The organism is Streptomyces varsoviensis (assembly GCF_000718635.1).
Lineage (GTDB): Bacteria > Actinomycetota > Actinomycetes > Streptomycetales > Streptomycetaceae > Streptomyces > Streptomyces varsoviensis.
The window spans coordinates 194,200-212,645 of record NZ_JOBF01000013.1 but is presented as its reverse complement, the minus strand read 5'-3'; the positions used below and the strand labels follow the sequence as shown (position 1 = coordinate 212,645).

General features: G+C 71.5%; 16 protein-coding genes. 12 read left to right on the top strand and 4 right to left on the bottom strand.

The window, feature by feature from the left end:
* Window positions 1–50 precede the first annotated feature (50 nt).
* The 9 genes from IF55_RS19550 (at window position 51) to IF55_RS19510 (ending at window position 11,368) form a co-directional block, all read left to right on the top strand.
* A complete protein-coding gene (locus IF55_RS19550; protein WP_030878304.1) occupies window positions 51–2,165 on the top strand; it encodes a S9 family peptidase in 2,115 nt (704 codons plus the stop codon).
* Window positions 2,166–2,445: 280 nt separating this feature from the next.
* Window positions 2,446–2,913, top strand: coding sequence for a SigE family RNA polymerase sigma factor (locus IF55_RS19545; protein ID WP_106980434.1), 468 nt, complete (start codon window positions 2,446–2,448; stop codon window positions 2,911–2,913).
* Window positions 2,897–3,652 (top strand): hypothetical protein, encoded by a 756-nt coding sequence (locus IF55_RS19540; protein ID WP_157854297.1) that lies wholly within the window; start codon window positions 2,897–2,899, stop codon window positions 3,650–3,652. The genes IF55_RS19545 and IF55_RS19540 overlap by 17 nt, the downstream gene beginning before the upstream one ends.
* A gap of 245 nt (window positions 3,653–3,897) precedes the next feature.
* A complete protein-coding gene (locus IF55_RS19535) occupies window positions 3,898–4,659 on the top strand; it encodes a L,D-transpeptidase family protein (protein WP_030878295.1) in 762 nt (253 codons plus the stop codon).
* 401 nt (window positions 4,660–5,060) lie between these two features.
* Entirely contained in the window at window positions 5,061–6,098 is a 1,038-nt protein-coding gene (locus IF55_RS19530; protein ID WP_078644726.1) for an ABC transporter permease, read from the top strand.
* 91 nt (window positions 6,099–6,189) lie between these two features.
* Complete coding sequence (locus tag IF55_RS19525) at window positions 6,190–7,983, top strand: ABC transporter substrate-binding protein (RefSeq protein WP_030878290.1); 1,794 nt, start codon at window positions 6,190–6,192, stop codon at window positions 7,981–7,983.
* A 116-nt stretch (window positions 7,984–8,099) separates the two neighbouring features.
* Window positions 8,100–9,080: an ABC transporter permease gene (locus IF55_RS19520; protein WP_030878288.1), complete on the top strand. Its 981-nt coding sequence runs from the start codon at window positions 8,100–8,102 to the stop codon at window positions 9,078–9,080.
* Window positions 9,081–9,210: 130 nt separating this feature from the next.
* Window positions 9,211–10,278: an ABC transporter ATP-binding protein gene (locus tag IF55_RS19515; protein ID WP_245661260.1), complete on the top strand. Its 1,068-nt coding sequence runs from the start codon at window positions 9,211–9,213 to the stop codon at window positions 10,276–10,278.
* Window positions 10,279–10,291: 13 nt separating this feature from the next.
* A complete protein-coding gene (locus tag IF55_RS19510; protein WP_037963450.1) occupies window positions 10,292–11,368 on the top strand; it encodes an ABC transporter ATP-binding protein in 1,077 nt (358 codons plus the stop codon).
* Window positions 11,369–11,472: 104 nt separating this feature from the next.
* Here IF55_RS19510 and IF55_RS40095 read toward each other — a convergent pair whose 3' ends face one another.
* The gene (locus IF55_RS40095; RefSeq protein ID WP_063764005.1) at window positions 11,473–11,829 is read right to left on the bottom strand and encodes a DUF7848 domain-containing protein; all 357 of its coding nucleotides are present in this window, start codon (window positions 11,827–11,829) and stop codon (window positions 11,473–11,475) included.
* A 306-nt stretch (window positions 11,830–12,135) separates the two neighbouring features.
* Here IF55_RS40095 and IF55_RS41480 point away from each other — a divergent pair, with 306 nt between their 5' ends.
* Window positions 12,136–12,531, top strand: a complete 396-nt coding sequence (locus IF55_RS41480; RefSeq protein ID WP_425428523.1) for a Scr1 family TA system antitoxin-like transcriptional regulator — start codon at window positions 12,136–12,138, stop codon at window positions 12,529–12,531.
* Window positions 12,524–12,736: a DUF397 domain-containing protein gene (locus IF55_RS37360; RefSeq protein WP_078644724.1), complete on the top strand. Its 213-nt coding sequence runs from the start codon at window positions 12,524–12,526 to the stop codon at window positions 12,734–12,736. Before IF55_RS41480 ends, IF55_RS37360 begins: the two co-directional genes overlap by 8 nt.
* 83 nt (window positions 12,737–12,819) lie before the next feature.
* Here IF55_RS37360 and IF55_RS40710 read toward each other — a convergent pair whose 3' ends face one another.
* Window positions 12,820–14,025 (bottom strand): D-alanyl-D-alanine carboxypeptidase family protein, encoded by a 1,206-nt coding sequence (locus IF55_RS40710; RefSeq protein WP_030878277.1) that lies wholly within the window; start codon window positions 14,023–14,025, stop codon window positions 12,820–12,822.
* A 747-nt stretch (window positions 14,026–14,772) separates the two neighbouring features.
* Window positions 14,773–15,567 (bottom strand): helix-turn-helix transcriptional regulator, encoded by a 795-nt coding sequence (locus tag IF55_RS19490; RefSeq protein WP_078644721.1) that lies wholly within the window; start codon window positions 15,565–15,567, stop codon window positions 14,773–14,775.
* A gap of 154 nt (window positions 15,568–15,721) precedes the next feature.
* On the opposite strand from IF55_RS19490, the gene IF55_RS19485 reads away from it, so the two are divergent.
* Window positions 15,722–16,606, top strand: coding sequence for an NmrA family NAD(P)-binding protein (locus tag IF55_RS19485; RefSeq protein WP_030878272.1), 885 nt, complete (start codon window positions 15,722–15,724; stop codon window positions 16,604–16,606).
* A gap of 204 nt (window positions 16,607–16,810) precedes the next feature.
* Here IF55_RS19485 and IF55_RS19480 read toward each other — a convergent pair whose 3' ends face one another.
* Window positions 16,811–18,277 (bottom strand): amidase, encoded by a 1,467-nt coding sequence (locus tag IF55_RS19480; RefSeq protein ID WP_030878269.1) that lies wholly within the window; start codon window positions 18,275–18,277, stop codon window positions 16,811–16,813.
* Window positions 18,278–18,446 lie beyond the last annotated feature (169 nt).

Below are 18,446 nucleotides of genomic sequence, written 5' to 3'. Positions count from 1 at the left end.
GACTCCCGGCCGGAAACGCGGGGTCAGATGGGGAAACGTAGGGTCAGGGCATGACTTTTCCGCGGCAGCACGCGCGTACCCAGCGCTTCTCCCTCGGCGCCCCGCGCGCCTTCACGGTGTCCCCCGACGGTTCTCGCGTCGTCTTCCTGCGCTCTCGAACGGGCACCGATCGAGCGAACGTCCTATGGGTCCTCGACCTCGACGAGAACCGCGAGTACCCGGCGGCGGACCCGGGGGCGCTGCTCGGCGGCGCGGGCGAGGACCTGTCCGCCGAGGAGCGCGCGCGGCGCGAGCGCACCCGCGAGGGCTCGGCGGGCGTCGTGGGCTACGCCACCGACACGGCGGCCGAGTTGGCGGCGTTCGCGCTCTCCGGCCGGCTCTTCGCCACCGACCTGCGCTCGGGCGCGGCGCGCGAACTGCCCGTGCCCGGGCCGGTCGTCGACCCGCGCCCCTCCCCCGACGGGCGGCACATCGCCTACGCGGCGGGCGGCGCGCTGCGGCTCGTCGCCGCGGACGGCTCCGGCGACCGGGCGCTGGCCGGGCCGGACGGCCCGGAGGACCCCGCCGTCTGGGGGCTCGCCGAGTTCATCGCGGCGGAGGAGATGGACCGCTACCGCGGCTTCTGGTGGTCCCCCGAGAGCGACGCGCTGCTCGCCGCGCGCGTCGACGACTCCCCCGTGCAGCGCTGGTGGGTCGCCGACCCCGCCAACCCGGACCGCGACCCCGCCCAGCAGGCGTACCCGGCCGCCGGCACCCCGAACGCCGACGTGTCCCTCGCCCTGCTGCGCCTCGACGGCACCCGCACGGACATCGTGTGGGACCGCGACCGCTACCCCTACCTCGCGCGCGTCCACTGGTCGGCGGACGGGCCGCCGCTGCTCCTCGTGCAGGCCCGCGACCAGCGCTCCCAACTCCACCTGGCCGTGGACCCGGAGACCGGTGCCACCCGCATGCTGCACGCCGACGAGGACCCGGTGTGGCTCGATCTGTTCCCCGGCGTGCCCGCCTGGACGCCGGACGGCCAGCTCCTGCGGATCGCGGACGAGGGCGGCGCGCGGGTCCTCGTCGTCGGCGACCGCGCCCTGACCGGGCCGCAGTTGCACGTACGGTCCGTGCTGCACGTGGGCGGCAACGACGTGCTCGTCTCGGCGTCCGCGGGGCCCGAGGCCGCCGACCCGGAGACCGGCGAGGTGCACGTCTACCGCGTCAACGAACTGGGCGTGGAGCGCGTCTCGCAGGGGCGGGGCGTGCACTCGGCCGTACGGTCCGGCGACGTCTGCGTGCTGGTCGGCGCGGTCCTGGAGCGCAGCGGGGCGACGGTCGAGGTGCTGCGCGACGGCAAGCGGGCCGCCGTCGTGGCGTCGTACGCCGAGCGGCCCGAGCTGACCGCCCGCCCGGAGCTGACGGAGGCCGGGCCGGACCGCATCCCGTGCGCCGTGCTGCTGCCCGCCGGCTACCGCGACGGCGACGGCCCGCTCCCGGTCCTCATGGACCCCTACGGAGGCCCGCACGGCCAGCGCGTCGTCGCCGCGCACAACGCGCACCTGACCTCGCAGTGGTTCGCCGACCAGGGGTTCGCCGTCATCGTCGCCGACGGCCGAGGCACGCCGGGCCACTCGCCGGGCCGGGAGAAGGCCATCCGGGACACCATGGCCGACGTGGTCCTCGACGACCAGATCGCGGCCCTGCGGGCGCTCGCCGAGCGCTACCCGCTCGACCTCGGCCGGGTCGGCATCCGCGGCTGGTCGTTCGGCGGCTACCTCGCGGCCCTCGCGGTGCTGCGCCGCCCGGACGTCTTCCACGCGGGCGTCGCGGGCGCGCCGGTCACCGACTGGCGGCTGTACGACACCCACTACACGGAGCGCTATCTCGGCCACCCGGACGAGCAGCCGCAGGTGTACGACGCCAACTCGCTCATCACGGACGAGGGGCTGTCCGGGGCGGCGGGGGAGGCCCGGCCGCTGATGATCGTGCACGGCCTCGCGGACGACAACGTGGTGGCCGCGCACACCCTGCGACTCTCCTCCGCGCTCCTCGCGGCGGGCAGCCCGCACGAGGTGCTGCCGCTGTCGGGCGTGACGCACATGACGCCGCAGGAGCAGGTGGCGGAGAACCTGCTGCTGCTCCAGGTGGACTTCCTCAAGCGGTCCCTGAAGATCGCCTGACGCCCCGGGGGGCCTCTGACGCTCCGGGGCGATCTCCGACGCCCCGGAGCGATCGCTCAGAAGCTGACCCTCCGGAGCGATCGCTGGAAAACGGCTGCCCCTTCCCCCGGTCGGCCGTTGCGAAACTCCCGCGGCCCATGGGGCAACCCGATCCGCGGCCCACCCTGTCGAAGGAGTGTGACAGGAGCGACGCGGACAGGGACTCGATGGCAAGGACACGACGGTGACGGGCGGCGGCGAGCCGGACTTCGAGGAGTTCGTCGCCGCGCGGGGGCCACGGATGCTGCGGGTCGCGTGGCTGCTCACGGGCGACGCGCACCAGGCCGAGGACCTGCTCCAGACGGTGCTCGCCAAGGTCTGGCCGAAATGGCACCGGATCACGGCGGACAACCCGGAGGCGTACGTCCGCAAGGCGCTGGTGAACACGCACGCCTCGTGGTGGCAGCGCAGGTGGCGCGGCGAGGTGCCGCACGGGAAGCTCCCGGACACGGTCGCCGCGCCCGACCCGTACGACGCCGTGGACCTGGAGACCTTCCTGGGCGCGGCCGTCCGGCGGCTCCCGGCGCGGCAGCGCGCGGTGGTGGTGCTGCGCTACTTCGAGGACCTGAGCGTGGAGGAGACGGCCGCGACGCTCGGCTGCCGGCCGGGCACGGTCAAGAGCCAGGCGTCGAAGGCGCTCAAGGCGCTGCGCGCTCAGGTGCCGGCGGCGATGGCGGAGGGGGGTGCGCGCGATGACCGAGGCCGATGAGGAGCGGGAGCTGCGCCGCCTCCTGGAGCGCGCGGTGCCCCGGCTGCCCGCCCCGGAGCAGCGGATGCGCCAGGTGCGCCGCCGGGTGCTGCGCCGCCGACGACGGCGCGCGGCGGGGCTGTCCGCGGGCGTCGCCGCGGCGGCGGTGGCCGCGGTGCTGTCGTGGCCGTCCGCCGCCCCCGCACCGACGCGCGAGGAGCCGGTGCCGGCGGCCTCCGCGCCCACCGGGCGCCCCGTCCACTACTCCGAACTGCTGGGCCTGGGCTACCGGCTCCCACCGGGCTGGTACGCGCAGGGCCCCGTCACGCAGCCGGGCGCCCCCTCGCCGATGGCCTTCGCCGCCACCCAGCCGCTGTCCCGGCGGCCGGCGTGCACCGAGAAGACCGCCGCCGACGCCCCCTGCGGGCCGCTGGACGCGCTGGACAGGGGCGGTGCGCTCGTCACGTTCGGGCGGGCGCCCGGCGGCAAGTCGGCGACGGAGACGGCCTTCCGCCTCCAGGCGGCGAAGTCGCCGGCGCCTGCGTGCCGGAAGATCGGCGGCACCCGGGAGCTGACGGCGGCCCGCACCGTCCTGCGCGAGGCCAGTCCCGACCTCGGGACCGGCGAGGACCGCGCGGTCACCGTCTCCGTCTGTCTGCGGGAGCCCGCCGAGGCGTCGCTGGCGCAGGCCCGCGAGATGCTGGCCACCGCGGTCTTCGCCGGCGCCTCGCCCACGGGGACGCACGCCCCCGGCCGCTGACCGGGCCGCGCCGCGCCTACGGCCCGGCGGAACCCTGGCCGTGAAGCGAGCCGAGCCGCGCCACCGCCCATACGCGCGCCCTCGCTCGTACACGCCTCACGGCTCGTACGCGCATCAGCGCTCGTGCACGTGGCGCCCCGTGCGCACGGCACCTCGTACGTCCAGCCGCTCGCGGGCGTCGCTCCTCGTGCCCGCCCCGTCCCGCCCCCTCACCTACTCAACCCGCCTACTGAAAGGGCGCTCCCATGTCCGTACGACGTCTCCCGCTCGCAGCGCGCCCGCTGTGCGCGTCCCTGCTGGCCCTGGTCTGCGCGGGCTCGCTCGCCGGGTGCGGCGGGCAGTCCGCCGGCGGGGTGCGCAGCGCCCCGGCCTCACCGTCCGCCGCCCCGCCCGCGCCGGCCGCCGCCACCCCGGCCCTGCCGAGCGAACTGCCCGGGCTCGGGCCCCGCACGCTCGCGAAGATACCGACCGGCACCCGGCAGGCCGTGGTGGTGACCGGGGAGGGGAAGGACTCGCCGAAGTCCACCGTGGTGGTGTACGAGCGGACGTCCGAGGGCTGGCGCGCGGGCGCGTCCTGGCCCGCGCACAACGCGCTGCGCGGCTGGTCGGACCATCACCGCATGGGCGATCTGCGGTCGCCGATCGGGGTGTTCACGCTCACCGACGCGGGCGGCAAGCTCGCCGATCCCGGCGCGAAGCTGCCGTACAACCGCTCCAACGGCTTCACCGTGGGCGGCACCGGGTTCGCGAACGAGCCGCTGGCGGGCTCCTTCGACTACGTCGTGGCGATCAACTACAACCGCAAGGCGGGCACTTCGCCGCTGGACTGGACGCGCCCGATGGGCGCGGACCGCGGCGGCGGCATCTGGCTGCACGTCGACCACGGCGGGCCCACGCACGGCTGTGTGAGCGTCGCGCAGGACCGGATGGCCGAGCTGCTGCGGACCCTTGACCCGGCCCGTAAGCCCGTCGTCGTCATGGGCGACGCCGCGTCGCTCAAGCGCTGAGCCGACCGGCGCCCGTCGCCCCCGGCTATCCCTCATCGCCCGCCGTCCGCCGCCCCCGGCTGCCGCTCGCCGCCCACCGCCCGTCGCCCCGGCTGCCGCTCGCCGTCCGGAACCGCTGCGTCCATCCAGCCGCCGGAATATCCCAATACCTCTGGCGCACCGCGCTATTCGGTTCGCGATAGCGCGCCGAAAGCCATTGTCAAGCACGCCGTCACCTCGATCTGCAAAACCTTCGCTCAAGATACGGAGGAACGCCGCATCCGCTGCTGACGCCCTCTTGACCTGCCTGTGGCTTCATTGCAAAAGTCCGCTCAACTCGCGGCGCACACAGCGCCCGCGACGGCTCCACGAGTTGACAGTGCGGACGACAGTGCGGACGACCAGTGCGGGGGCTTCACGCGATGACGAGTCCTTCCCAGGCCGCGGCGGCGGGCGCCGGCGGCTCCTCCCCTCTCGACCCGCTGAATATCACCCCGGACGGCGGCGGGGATTCGGGAAAACTGGTCGGCAGGTCGCCCGGTCAGTTGATGTGGCGGCGTTTCAAGCGCGACCGTACGGGCGTCATATCGGCGTTCATCGTGCTCTTCTTCCTGCTCGTCGCCGTCGCCGCGCCGCTGATATCCAAGCTGTACGGAAAGGACCCGACGACCACGTACGGGCTGGACCGGCCGGGCCTGCTCAATGAGTTCGGATATCCGATCAGACCGAACGGCGGGATTTCCGGCGACTTCTGGTTCGGCATCGAGCCGACGCTGGGCCGCGATGTGTTCACCCAGCTCGTCTACGGAATCCGCACCTCGCTTCTGATCGCCGCGATCGCCACCCTGCTCTGCGTGGCCACGGGCGTACTCATCGGCGTGACCGCCGGCTATATCGGCGGCCGTACCGACTATTTCCTGGGCCGCTTCATCGATCTGCTGCTGGCCTTTCCCAGCCAATTGTCCTTTGTGGCCTTCACGCCCGTCGTCTACTCGCTCTTCGTCTCCCCGGAGAAGGAGACGCCCACGTATCTGCGGGTGATGACGCTGATCCTCGTGCTGTGGCTGCTCGGCTGGATGGGAATGGCCCGGCTGCTCCGCGGTCAGGTGCTCAGCCTGCGGGAGCGGGAGTTCGTGGAGGCCGCGAAGGTCACCGGGGCCTCGCCCTGGCGCATCATCACCAAGGAGCTGCTGCCCAACCTGTGGACGCCGATCCTGGTGCAGACGACGCTGATGCTGCCGACGATGGTCACCGTGGAGGCGGGGCTGTCCTTCCTCGGCGTCGGGATCGTCGAGCCGACGCCCGACTGGGGCCGCATGTTCAAGGCCGGCGCCGATTACTACGAGAGCGATCTCACCTATATCTTCTTCCCGGGCATCGCCATGATCATCTTTGTGGTCGCCTTCAATCTGCTCGGGGATTCGGTCCGGGACGCGTTCGACCCGAAGACGAACCGCTAGCCGACGGACTCAGCTACGGATTCATCTACGGACCCACCTACGGATAAGGCCGCGGATATCCATCCGACACCCGAGGCAGGAGCAACGACCCATGACTTCGTCTCACCAGAACAGAGCCCGGCTCGCCGCCGTAGCCCTGGCCGCCGGAGCCCTCGTGCTCACCGCGTGCAGCGGCGGCGGCGGGGGCGGCGGCGACGGAAAGGAAAGCGGCCCGGCCACGGACAAGAACAAGTCCTCCAACTTCACGATCGGCACGGAGGCGGATTCCAAGGGCCCGGCCCCCGCGGTGCCCGGAGCGAAAAAGGGCGGCGCCGTCACCGTGCTCCAGCGCGACGCCTTCAACCATCTCGATCCCGGTCAGATCTATTACTCCGACATGCTGACCGCCCAGATGCTCTACAACCGCTCGCTCACCGCCTACAAGGTGGAGCCCTCCGGCAAGGCCAAGGTCGTCGGCGACCTCGCCACCGGCCCCGGCACCGCCTCCGACGGCGGCAAGACCTGGACGTTCAAGCTCAAGGACGGGCTGAAGTTCCAGGACGGTTCGCCGATCACCTCGAAGGACGTGCGGTGGGGCATCGAGCGGCTCTACGCCGACTTCGAGACCGACGGCCCGATGTATATCCCGCAGTGGCTCTCGGGCGACGGGACCTCTTTCCGCAAGGCGCTGCCGGACGGCCCGTACAAGGGCGATCATCTGCCGGCCTCGGTGCTGGACACGCCCGACGACAAGACCGTCATCCTGCACTTCCGCAAGCCGCACGCGGACACCCCGTTCGCCACCGCGATGCCCAACATCGGGGCGGTGAAGGCCGCCAAGGACACCCAGCGCAAGTACGACAACGCGCCCTTCTCCTCCGGTCCTTACCAGGTCGCGGACTTCAAGGTCGGCAAGTCGCTGACGCTGGTGAAGAACCCCAACTGGGACCCGGCGACGGACCCGATCCGGCACCAGTACGCCGACCGGTTCGACGTCAGCTTCGGCCATCAGCTCCAGGACCAGACGCGGCGCATCCTGGCGCAGCAGGGCGCCGACAAGAACGCGATGTCGTTCAGCAACGCCGTCGACCCGGGCATGACGCAGAACGTCCTGAACGACGCCGGCACCAAGGCCCGCCGCTTCGTGGAGATCCAGCCGTACGTCGACTACATCAGCTTCAACATGACGCGGCTCAAGGACGTCAAGGTCCGCAAGGCCCTGGCGTACGCGATGCCCAACGGGCAGATTCTCCAGCAGAACGGCGGCACGACCGCCGGCACCATCGCCACCAACTACCTGTCCCCGGCGATGGACGGCTACCAGGCCACCGATCCGTACGGGAAGAAGGCGCACCCGGCGGGCGACACGGAGAAGGCCCAGGCGCTCCTGAAGGAGGCCGGGAAGATCGGCCAGGAGATCGTCTACGCCTACCGCAACACGGATGTGGAGCAGAAGGTCGCGGTGGTGGTGACCCAGGCGCTCCAGAAGGCCGGCTTCACGGTCCAGAAGAAGGAGGTCGACGCCAACACCTGGCGGACGGCCATCTCCCAGGTGGACAACAAGTTCGACATCTACCGCACCTCATGGGGCGCTGACTGGCCGGTCCCCTCGACGGTCGTGCCGCCGCTCTTCGACGGCCGGCAGATCGCGGACGGCAGCCAGAACTACGGCCACCTCGACAACCCGAAGGTCAACTCCGAGATCGACCGCATCAACGCGATCACGGACATCAAGCAGGCCGCGCCGCAGTGGATGAAGCTCGCCGACAAGATCCTCACGGAGGACGTGCCGGGCATCCCGACGTTCTACAACCGGCAGTTCTCGCTGTGGGGTTCGGGGCTCGGCGGCATCAAGTACCAGCCGGTGTACGGAACGGTCGACCCGACCAGCGTCTACGTGAAGTAGCCCCGGCCGCACGTACGGCCGTGCCCGCCGCCCGCGGGCACGGCCACTCCCCTACCACACAGAACGCGCCGCGCGCCCGTACCGGACGGCGCCCGTACCGGAAGAACCGCGATGCCATGCTTCGTTTCCTCGCCCGCCGTTCACTCGGCGCGCTCGTCATCATCCTGCTGATCAGCGCGATCACGTTCTTCCTGTTCTTCGCGCTGCCCTCCGAGCCGGCCCTGATGTCCTGCGGCAAGAACTGCACGCCGGACGCGCTCGCCGTCATCAACAAGAACCTCGGCCTGGACCAGCCCGTACCCGTCCAGTACTGGCACTACATGACCGGCATCTTCGCGGGCCGCGACCTGACCGTGGGCCACTGCCCGGCCCCCTGCTTCGGCTACTCCTTCTCCAATCAGCAGCCGGTCTGGGGCACCATCGTCGACCGCTACCCCACCACGCTCTCGCTCGCGCTCGGCGGCGCGTTCGTCTTCCTGATCGTCGGCGTCGGCTTCGGCATGATCGCCGCGGCCCGCCGCGGCACGGTCGTCGACAAGCTCTTCAGCTCGCTGTCGCTGATCGGCAACTCTCTCCAGATCTATTTCGTGGGCGTCATCGCGCTCGGCCTGTTCGTCAGCGGCGGGCTGCGCATCCTGGACGAACCGGGCTACCACCCGTTCACCGAGAACCCCGGCAAATGGTTCATGGGGATGCTGCTGCCCTGGCTGGTGCTGTCGATCATCTTCGTCGCCAACTACACCCGTATGACGCGCTCCCAGATGATCGAGCAGCTCGGCGAGGAGCACGTACGGACGGCGCGGGCCAAAGGGCTGTCGCGCCGCGCCGTCTTCTTCCGCTACGCGTGGCGCGGGGCGCTCGCGCCGATCGTCACCATCTTCGGCATCGACCTCGGCTCGCTCTTCGGCGGCGCCATGATCACCGAGTTCACCTTCAACCTGCACGGGCTCGGGCGGCTCGCGGTCTCCTCGGTGACCGAGACGGACCTGCCGACGCTGATGGCGGTGATGCTCGTCGGCTGCACGGCGATCGTCGTGGCCAACATCATCGTGGACGCGGCGTACGCCTTCATCGACCCGCGCGTGCGCCTGGCGTGAACGCCCGCGCGCGCGGCTGGCGTGAGCGCCGCGTACGTCTGGCGTGAGCGCCGCGTACGTCCGGCGTGAGCGCCGCTTCGAGCCCGCCCCGTCCATCCCAGGAGCCTGGAGAACCACCGACGTGACCACTGTGACCCAGCCCGGCGCCGCCGGCCCCGCCCCGGACGCGGGCGCCGGCCCGGACGACGCGTTCCTGTCCGTACGCGACCTGTATGTGCGCTTCGGCACCGAGGACGGCGTCGTCAAGGCCGTCGACGGCCTCTCCTTCGACCTCGCCCGGGGCCGCACGCTGGGCATCGTCGGCGAGTCCGGCTCCGGCAAGTCCGTCACCAACCTGACCGTCCTCGGCCTGCACGACCCGCGCAACACCGAGGTCAAGGGCGAGATCCTGCTGGACGGGCAGGAGCTGACCGGCGCGGGCGAGCGGGCGCTGGAGCGGCTGCGCGGCAACAAGATGGCGATGATCTTCCAGGACTCGCTGACCGCGCTCTCGCCGTACTACACGGTGGGCCGCCAGATAGCCGAGCCGTTCCGCAAGCACACCGGCGCCTCCCGGCGGGACGCGCGGCTGCGCGCGATCGAGATGCTGGAGAAGGTCGGCATCCCCAACGCGTCGCTGCGCGTGGACGATTACCCGCACCAGTTCTCCGGCGGCATGCGGCAGCGCGCGATGATCGCGATGGCGCTGGTCTGCGACCCGGAGCTGCTGATCGCGGACGAGCCGACCACCGCGCTCGACGTCACCGTGCAGGCGCAGATCCTCGACCTGATCAAGGACCTTCAGCAGCAGACCGGTTCGGCGATCATCCTGATCACCCATGACCTGGGGGTGGTCGCCAACACCGCCGACGACCTGCTGGTGATGTACGCGGGCCGGGTCATCGAGCGCGGCACGGTCCGCGAGGTGCTAAGGGCGCCCCAGCACCCTTACACGTGGGGCCTGCTGGGCTCGATGCCGCGGCTCGCCTCCAACGTCGCGGAGCCGCTGACCCCGATACCGGGCGCGCCCCCGAGCCTGCTGGCGCCGCCGCCGGGCTGCCCCTTCCATCCGCGCTGCGGCTTCTCCGGCGACGTTCCCGGCGACCGGTGCCGTACGGAGCGCCCGGAGCTGCCGGCCGGCCGCGGCGCGGCCTGCCACCTGACGGCGGAACAGAAGCGGACCACGTTCACCGAGCAGATCAAGCCCCGGCTGGGCTGAGGAGCGAACGCAGATGACCGAGATCCTCGTCGCCGAGGGGCTGACCAAGCACTTCCCCATCATGGGCGGCTTCCCGATCAAACGGCGGGTCGGAGCGGTGCAGGCCGTGGACGGCATCGACCTGACCGTACGGGCCGGGGAGAGCTTCGGCCTGGTCGGCGAGTCCGGCTGCGGCAAGTCCACCACCGGCCGGCTGCTGACCCGACTCCTGGAACCGACGGCCGGCCGGATCACCTACCAGGGGCAGGACATCACCCACGCGGGCCGCAAGGCGCTCGCCCCGGTCCGCTCCGAGATCCAGATGATCTTCCAGGACCCGTACTCGTCCCTCAACCCGCGCCAGACCGTCGGCACGATCATCTCCGGGCCCATGGAGATCAACGGCATCGCCCCGCCGGGCGGCCGCGAGGCCCGCGTCCGCGAACTCCTGGAGATCGTCGGCCTCAGCCCCGAGCACTACAACCGCTTCCCGCACGAGTTCTCCGGCGGCCAGCGCCAGCGCATCGGCGTGGCACGGGCCCTCGCCCTCGACCCCAAACTCATCGTCGCCGACGAACCCGTCTCCGCCCTGGACGTCTCCATCCAGGCCCAAGTGGTCAACCTGCTCCAGGAACTCCAGCGCGAACTGGGCATCGCCTTCCTCTTCATCGCCCACGACCTCGCCGTCGTCCGCCACTTCTCCCAGCGCGTCGCCGTCATGTACCTGGGCAAGATCGTCGAGGTCGGCCCCAGGGACGACATCTACCAGCGCCCCCGCCACCCGTACACCCGCGCCCTCCTCTCGGCCGTCCCGGAGGCGTCCTTGGCCGACGAGGACGAAACCGCCCCCCGCCAACGCATCCGCCTGGCCGGCGACGTCCCTTCGCCCGTATCACCCCCCTCCGGCTGCCGCTTCCGCACACGGTGCTGGAAAGCCCAGGACATCTGCTCCCACGTCACCCCACCCCTCGAACGCCTCGACGGCAACCAAGAAGGCCACCTGTCCGCCTGCCACTTCCCCGAGGCCCCCACCATGGAAATAGCCCAACCCGTAGTCCTGGACCCGGCCCTCCGGGCCCAGGGGGGGGAGGGGGCGGGGGAGGACGGCTGAGGGCAGGGGGACGCGCCCCTGTCAGCGACCGCGAGCGACGACGAACGTAAACGCGAGAACACTGACGAAAGCGCTCACCATCGCAAGAAGGGCATGCAGCCGGTTCATGTCCCCTCGCTCCCCTCGGCTCCTTCGTCCCCCTCGGCCCCTTCGCACTTCGCCGGTCCGCCGGAGTCGGGGATGGCGGGCCGGGCGGCCCCCATCTGCCCGATGACCGGCCGGCCAACGCACTCCGGCGGCGGTTCGAGAACGGCGTAGTCGTCAATGGTGCGGCAGTAGCGAGTGTGCCCGGTGTGCTGAGTGTGGCGACGCATCCACTCCTCAACCCAGCCAGGGCTACCGGAACGGACCATCTCGCCGCAGTCCCCCTCCTCACCCGTCACGCATACAGCCCGGTACTCGGGGTGAGCGGCGGTGTCCTGGGCGATGGTGAACGGCACGCAGCGGAAGGTACGGCTCAACGGAACTCCTCGGGGGCCGTCCGCGGGGCGGGGGCGCACGCGCGGAACTCTTCACCCGAACCGCCTCCGGAGACCGTCCCTGACACGGGCGATCAACGCGCTGGTGGGAGCGGCGAATTCGTGGGGCCGAGGGATCACTTGCGGCACGAGGAGCGCTAGGCCCCCGGCTTCGATGAGGGCTTCGAAGGTGCGGGAGTCCCGGAAGATGAGCCAGCGCGGGCTCGGCAACGCAACGGCCTATTCGGAGAGTTGCGTCAGCGAGGTCGAGTCGGCGACGGTGACCTCAAGTGAAAGGTTCGCGGCGGGATGCGACCACGCATTCGGTACAGGGACACTGTTCGTACGCCAGCTTCGGCGCATCCTCGAAGACGGCCATCCGAATGGTTCATCCCCTACGTACAACCGGAACGCCGGGCGGCGAGCGCCCTCGACTACTCGACGATGTTCATCCTGGGGATGACGAGCGTGGGAGGTCCGCAGGTCATGGCCCAGCAGCTCGAACACCTCGTGCAGGAACCTGAGTCGCCTCACATCACCATCCACGTGTTCCCCCGAAGCAGACACTCCCACCACAGGGACCGCGTCGGGGCCACCGCCTCCGACACCTACTACCGCCTGCGGGCGCACGTCTCTCCCGATGAGTCGATCGCCTACATCAATCGCCTACATCAAGGCATGTTCAAGGAGCGGACTTATGCGTAACGCAATCAACGTGACGGCCGACGGATGGGTCCGGTCGTCGTACAGCGGGCCCGAGGGCGGGCAGTGTGTCGAGTGGGCGCCCGGCGCTGTAGCTCATGGCGTCGTTCCCGTCCGTGACAGCAAGGACCCTGAGGGGCCCGTTCTCGCCGTATCTCCCGGTGCGTGGGCGGCGTTCGTCGCGTTCGCGGCCCGTAGCGACGCGTAGCGGGAAGGGGCGCCGGAGGCCCCCGCTCGTCCACCGTGGGGGTGGGGACGGTGCGGGGGCCTGGGGGCCGTTTGGTGCGGGGGTCAGTGGGCGAAGCCCCAGTCGAGCATCTTGGTGGCGTCGTCGAAGCGGCCCTCGTCGTCGCGGAGGATCGCGCCGACCAGCGTGCGGTTGTCGCGCTTGGCGGCGAAGACGAGGCAGTAGCCGTCCTCGGGGCCACTGCCGGTCTTGATGCCGAGGATGCCGTCGTAGCTACCGAGCAGTTCGTTGGTGTTGTTCCAGGTGTAGTACCGGGTGTGGCCGTTGGCCGCCGGGGCCTCGGTCTTGAACTGCTTGTTCTTCACGACCTCGGCGAACGTCGGCTGGAGCATCGCGCGCTGGCCGAGCTTGGCCAGGTCGCGGGCGGTGCTGTGGTTGTTGCCGTGCGAGATGCCGTCGAAGGTGTCGAAGTGCGTGCCCTTCAGGCCGAGCTGCTGCGCCTCGTCGTTCATCTGGCGCACGAAGTCGGCGATCCGCGCCTCCTCGGTGTCGCCGGAACCGAAGTTGTCGGCCAGGGCGCGGGCGGCGTCGGACCCGGACGGAATCAGCATGGCGTGCAGCATCTGCTTGACGGTGAGCTTGTCGCCCGTCTGGAGGTCGGCGGTGCTGGCGCCCTCCTTCTGCACGTAGTCCCGGTACTCCTGCTTCACCTCGATCTGACGGTTCAGCCACTCCGGGTGCTTGAGCACCACGACGGCGGTCATGATCTTGGTGGTGCTGGCCATCGGCACGCTCTCGTCGGCCTTGGCCCCGCCCCACATCGGCCGCTCCTGGCTGCCGTCGCGGGCGTCCAGCAGGAAGGCGTGGTCGGCCTTGATCTGGGGGGCGGCCTGGTCCTTCGGGTCCTGCGCGGCGGGGGCCTTGTCCGCCTTGTGGTCCGACTTGCCGTTCGCCTGGGCGTCCGTCTTGGCGTTCGCCCGGTCGTTCGTCTTGGCGCCGGGACCGGCCTGGGTGTCCGTCCTGGCGTGCGTCTGCTGGTCGGCCTCGGTGCCGTGGTGGTCCTTGACGGCCTGCTGCGTCTGCGTCGCCTGGGTCGGGTGCCCCTGGCGCTGCGCGTCCTGCGTGTGGCCGGCCGGGGCGGTGTTCTCGGCGCCCTGCTGACCCTTCTCGTCGACGGAGTGCGCCGTACCGGGGGTGGCCGCCTCGGCGAGTCCGGCGGCGCTGATCGGCAGGGCGGCGCCGACGAGCGCGACCATCGCGACCCGGACCCCGGTGCGGTGTATCCGGTTGGGACGGGCGTGGGAACCCATGGGCATCCCTTCTCCCGGCGCGGGGGACGCCGGTCTGTAGTCGAAACTAGATTCACGCCGAACCTACTTGCGTGATGACAGCGACTGTCAAGTTGGCTTTGTCATAGCCCCGTAACGGCCTCCGACCCCTGTGAAGGCGGTGTGCAGGCGGCCTGTGGGGCTTGTGAGGCCATACGCGGGCGGTGTCCGGCCGATTCCCCTGAGGCGCAACCGCCTCACCCGTCCCCCTCTATTCAGCCTCCGCCGCCAACTGCCGCGCATTAAGCCCGTTTTGTCGGCCCAGTGCCCAAGTGTGCCCGGCCGCACAGCCGCCTCTGCCCTGCCGACCGCACCCGACGGGAACGGACGGTCCCCTCCGCGCGTACGGGTGTACGAGATCGCGCCCTCGCGAGCCGCCCCGCCGAACAGGCGGCCCCAGGTACGCCGTCGCGGTCACAGAGCGTGAACCGCCGCCCCCACTCCCGTACGTACACACAGCACGGGCCGTCCCGTCGCCCCGCTCCCGTACGTACGCCCCTGCACCTCAACACCTCGCCGTGGCGTGCATCAGCCCGGACAGGGGCGAGGAGGGTACGGACCATCGCCTGCCCCATCGGGCCGCCGCACCCTCAATCAAGCACTCGGGGCGCTCGGCGCCTGGGGAGCCGAACGCATGCGCCGCGAGGGCTTCGCCTCGGTCGTCACGGCCGAGAACGCGCCTGGGCCTGGTCAGGGAAGCGGGGGGCCTTCACCGAGCGGGCAAGCCGATCAGCGGCCGGGCGGGCACGGGCCAGAGCCGTCGGACGGGCACGGGCCGGAGCCACCGAACGGGCACGGGCCCGAGCGGCCCGGCGGACTCTCCGGCGCGCGCCCGAAGTCGGTGGTCAGCCAGTGCTCAATGGACTCGTCGGGAAATTCGTGCGGCTCGTAAACGCCCTCCACCGCTGAGATATCGGTGATGCGGTCGAGGCGGAAAGTACGCCAGTCGTCCCGGTCGACATCGAAGGCCACCAAATACCACTGTCCGGCGCGCAGGAAATGGCGGTACGGCTCGACCAGCCGGACCGACGGCCGGTCGTGCTGGTCGACGTAGTGGAACCGCACCCGGCCGTCCCCGGCGACCGCGTCGGCGAGCACCCCGACCGTCGCCGCCTCGACCGCCGCGCCGGGCTGCTGCAACACCTCGGTCGCGAGATCCGTCGCGGCCGCGCGGCGGCGCAGCGGCCGCGGCAGCACCTGGTCGAGCTTGAGCAGCGCGCTCGACGCGACCGTCTCCTGCGGGAGCCAGGCGCGGATCAGACGCAGCCCGGCCACCAGCGCGGTGATCTCGTCGGCCGTGAAGAGCAGCGGCGGGATCTTGACTCCGGGGCGCAGCCGGTACGCGCTGCCCGGGCCCGGCCGGGCCTCCACGGTGTACCCGAGCCGGCGGAGCCGCTGCGCGTCGCGCCGTACGGTACGGGCGCTCGTACCCAGCCGTTCGGCCAGCTCGGCGGCGGTCCATTCGCCGCCGGACTGCAAGAGGGTCAGCAGGGTCAGGGTTCTGATCGTCGGGTCGAGTTCCATGCGTCCAGCCTTCCCGGAGAGGCGGACAGTTTCGGGCCGCCTCTGCTCCTAGCCTGAATCGCCGAAAGCTCCCCGCCCTGACGCCATCCGCACTGAGCCATTTGCACTGAGCCATTTGCACTCTGACGCCGTTAACACCGATCGCGAGGAATTCATGCGTATCGCCGTCACCACCCCCACCGGCAACGTCGGCCGCCACGTCGTCACCGCGCTCGTACGGGCCGGGGTCCGGCCGCGCGTTCTGCTGCGCGAACCCGGCCGGCTCTCCCCCGAGATCCGGGACGAGGTGGACGCCGTGCGCGTCGACCAGTACGACGCCGCGTCGGTGGCGGCGGCCACCGAGGGCGTCGACGCGCTGTTCTGGGTGGACCCGCCCTCCGAGGGCGCGGACCCGCTCGCCGACTACGCCCGCGCCACCGGCAGCGTGGTCCGGGCCGTCACCGACAACGGCATCGGCCGCGTCGTCTTCCAGAGCAGCGTCGGCGCCGAGAAGCGGACGGGCGCGGGGGAGATCGACGGCCTGGCGCACACCGAGACCGCCCTGGACGGTCTCGGCATCGATGTCACCCACCTGCGCTGCGGCTACTTCTTCACCAACCTCGAACTCCAACTCGACGCCCTGCGCGCGGGCGTCCTCCAGGTCATCCTCCCGCTCGACCTGCCCATGGCATGGGTCGCGCCCCGCGATATCGCCGAAGTCGCCGCCGCCCGGCTGCTCGCCTCCGACTGGTCCGGGCGGCGCGTCCAGGCCGTCCACGGGCCCGCCGACCTCACCTGGCGGCAGGTCGCCGGCATCCTGACGGCCGCCACCGGCCGCCCGGTCCGCGCCGAGCGGATCTCCGACGACGCCATGCGGGGTCTGCTCCGGCAGGCCGGGATGACGGACGGGCTGGTGGAAGCCGTGCTGGGCATGTCCACCGGCCTCCGCGAGGACTTCGTGCCCGAGCAGCCCCGCACCGTCCGCACCACCACCCCGACCACGCTCGCCGCCTGGGCGTACGACACGCTACGGCTGCGGCTCACGGACGCGCCGTCGTAGGGCGCCAGGGCGCCGGCACGATACGTAAGCCAAGGCGCGTCGGCACGGTACGTACGCCAAGGCGCCAGCACGGTACGTACGCCAACGCGTCGGCACGGTACGTACGCCAGGCCGCGCACGTACAGCCGGTCGAGCGCCTGAGCCCGGCCGAGTACGTACGGCCGACCGCCCACGCGCCCCGGCCCACCGACAGCCCCCGCCCCGTCACCCCAGCTCGGGCCGGAGCCCCCGCACCGGGCTGATCCCTTCGAGCGCGGCGCCGAGCCGCAGCAGGGTCCCCTCGTCGTACCAGCGCGAGACGAGCTGCACGCCGATCGGCAGCCCCTCGCCGCTCGACCCGAACGGCAGCGACAGCGCGGGCAGTCCCGTGAGGTTGAACGGAACGGTCGCGCGCATGATGCCGCGCGCCGGGACGGTGACCCCGTCGACGTCGAACTTGGAGAGGGCGTGCGGCGGCGCGGGGATGGGGCAGACGGGGCACAGCAGCACGTCGTAGCGCTCGAAGTACCCGGCGAACAGCGAGCTGAGCCGCTCGACCTGGTGCTGCGCGTCGATGTAGTCGGCCATCGTGACGTCCGGGGCGGCGAGCGTCCGCTGGATGACGCCGTGCAGTTCGGACTCGTGGCCGGCGGCGGCGCGTCGGAAGTACGGCACGATCTCGGCGGTGAACAGCACGGCGCTCAGCGCGGTGGCGTCGATGTCCGCGAGCCCGGCCAGACCGTTCGCCTCGGCCGGCTCGACGGTGCAGCCCAGCGTCCGCAGGGCGTCGGCGGCGGCCGTGACCGTGGCCGCGACCTCGCGGTCCACCGGCCCGAAGGCGGGTTCGGTCGCCCACCCCACCCGCAGCCCGGCCAACCCGCTCGGAAGGCCGTCCCGCCCGCCGGCTCCCCCATCTTCCCGCCACCCGTCCCGCCGATCGGCGTCGAGCGGCACCTGCCGTACGTAGCCGTCGACGCCGTCCGGTCCCGCGAGCACCTTCAGCGCGGTCGCGATGTCCCGGACGCTGCGCGCCATCGGGCCGACGTGCCAGTAGCGGCCGGGGACCTCGGGCCAGTGCCCGGTGACCGGAATCCGCCCGCGGGTCGCCTTCAGGGCGACGATGCCGGTGTCGTGGGCGGGGCCCCGTACCGAGATGGCGACGTCGCTGCCGAGACCGAGCGGCGACATCCCGGCGGCGATCGCGGCCGACTCGCCGCCGCTGGAGCCGCCCGGGGTCCGCTCGCCGTTCCAGGGGTTGTGGGCCCTGCCGACGAGCGGGTTGTCCGTCTCGGTCCAGTAGGAGAACTCCGGCAGGTTCGTCTTGGCCAGCAGGACCCCGCCGGCCTGCCGGAACCGGGCCACCGCCGTCGCGTCCCGCGTCGGCACCCGGTCGCGGAACAGCGTCGAGCCGCGCGTCGCCGCCGTCCCCGCCGCGTCCAGCGAGTCCTTGACCGTGAACGGGACGCCGTGCAGCGGGCCGGTCGCCTCGCCCGCCGCGATCGCCCGGTCGGCGGCGCCCGCCGCGTCGAGGGCCTGCTCGGCGGCGACCGTCACGACGGCGTTGAGCCGCGGGTTGACCGATTCGACGCGGTCCAGGTGGGCACGGACCACCTCGACCGCGGAGACCTGCCGTTCCGCGATGAGTTCCGCGAGTTCGGTCGCGTCCCGGTAGTAGATCTCGTGCTCGCTCATCGCCATTCACCTTCCCGCGGTACCGCTGTCCGTACAGCGAGATCACGATAGGCGCGGAACCGGCCCCCGATCGTCCCGCGTCGGGAACGTCACACCCGCCCGACCAGCCCGAAGCCGCTCGTCAACGCCCCGAAGGCCACTGATCGGCGGCCCGAAGGCCACTCATCAG

What these genes read in the sequence shown, in the direction of transcription:
- IF55_RS19550 (WP_030878304.1), top strand. Translation starts at nt 51, where the DNA reads ATGACTTTTCCGCGGCAGCACGCGCGTACCCAGCGCTTCTCCCTCGGC.
- IF55_RS19545 (WP_106980434.1), top strand. Translation starts at nt 2,446, where the DNA reads ATGCTGCGGGTCGCGTGGCTGCTCACGGGCGACGCGCACCAGGCCGAG.
- IF55_RS19540 (WP_157854297.1), top strand. Translation starts at nt 2,897, where the DNA reads ATGACCGAGGCCGATGAGGAGCGGGAGCTGCGCCGCCTCCTGGAGCGC.
- IF55_RS19535 (WP_030878295.1), top strand. Translation starts at nt 3,898, where the DNA reads ATGTCCGTACGACGTCTCCCGCTCGCAGCGCGCCCGCTGTGCGCGTCC.
- IF55_RS19530 (WP_078644726.1), top strand. Translation starts at nt 5,061, where the DNA reads ATGACGAGTCCTTCCCAGGCCGCGGCGGCGGGCGCCGGCGGCTCCTCC.
- IF55_RS19525 (WP_030878290.1), top strand. Translation starts at nt 6,190, where the DNA reads ATGACTTCGTCTCACCAGAACAGAGCCCGGCTCGCCGCCGTAGCCCTG.
- IF55_RS19520 (WP_030878288.1), top strand. Translation starts at nt 8,100, where the DNA reads ATGCTTCGTTTCCTCGCCCGCCGTTCACTCGGCGCGCTCGTCATCATC.
- IF55_RS19510 (WP_037963450.1), top strand. Translation starts at nt 10,292, where the DNA reads ATGACCGAGATCCTCGTCGCCGAGGGGCTGACCAAGCACTTCCCCATC.
- IF55_RS41480 (WP_425428523.1), top strand. Translation starts at nt 12,136, where the DNA reads ATGCGACCACGCATTCGGTACAGGGACACTGTTCGTACGCCAGCTTCG.
- IF55_RS37360 (WP_078644724.1), top strand. Translation starts at nt 12,524, where the DNA reads ATGCGTAACGCAATCAACGTGACGGCCGACGGATGGGTCCGGTCGTCG.
- IF55_RS40710 (WP_030878277.1), bottom strand. Translation starts at nt 14,025, where the DNA reads ATGGGTTCCCACGCCCGTCCCAACCGGATACACCGCACCGGGGTCCGG.
- IF55_RS19490 (WP_078644721.1), bottom strand. Translation starts at nt 15,567, where the DNA reads ATGGAACTCGACCCGACGATCAGAACCCTGACCCTGCTGACCCTCTTG.
- IF55_RS19485 (WP_030878272.1), top strand. Translation starts at nt 15,722, where the DNA reads ATGCGTATCGCCGTCACCACCCCCACCGGCAACGTCGGCCGCCACGTC.
- IF55_RS19480 (WP_030878269.1), bottom strand. Translation starts at nt 18,277, where the DNA reads ATGAGCGAGCACGAGATCTACTACCGGGACGCGACCGAACTCGCGGAA.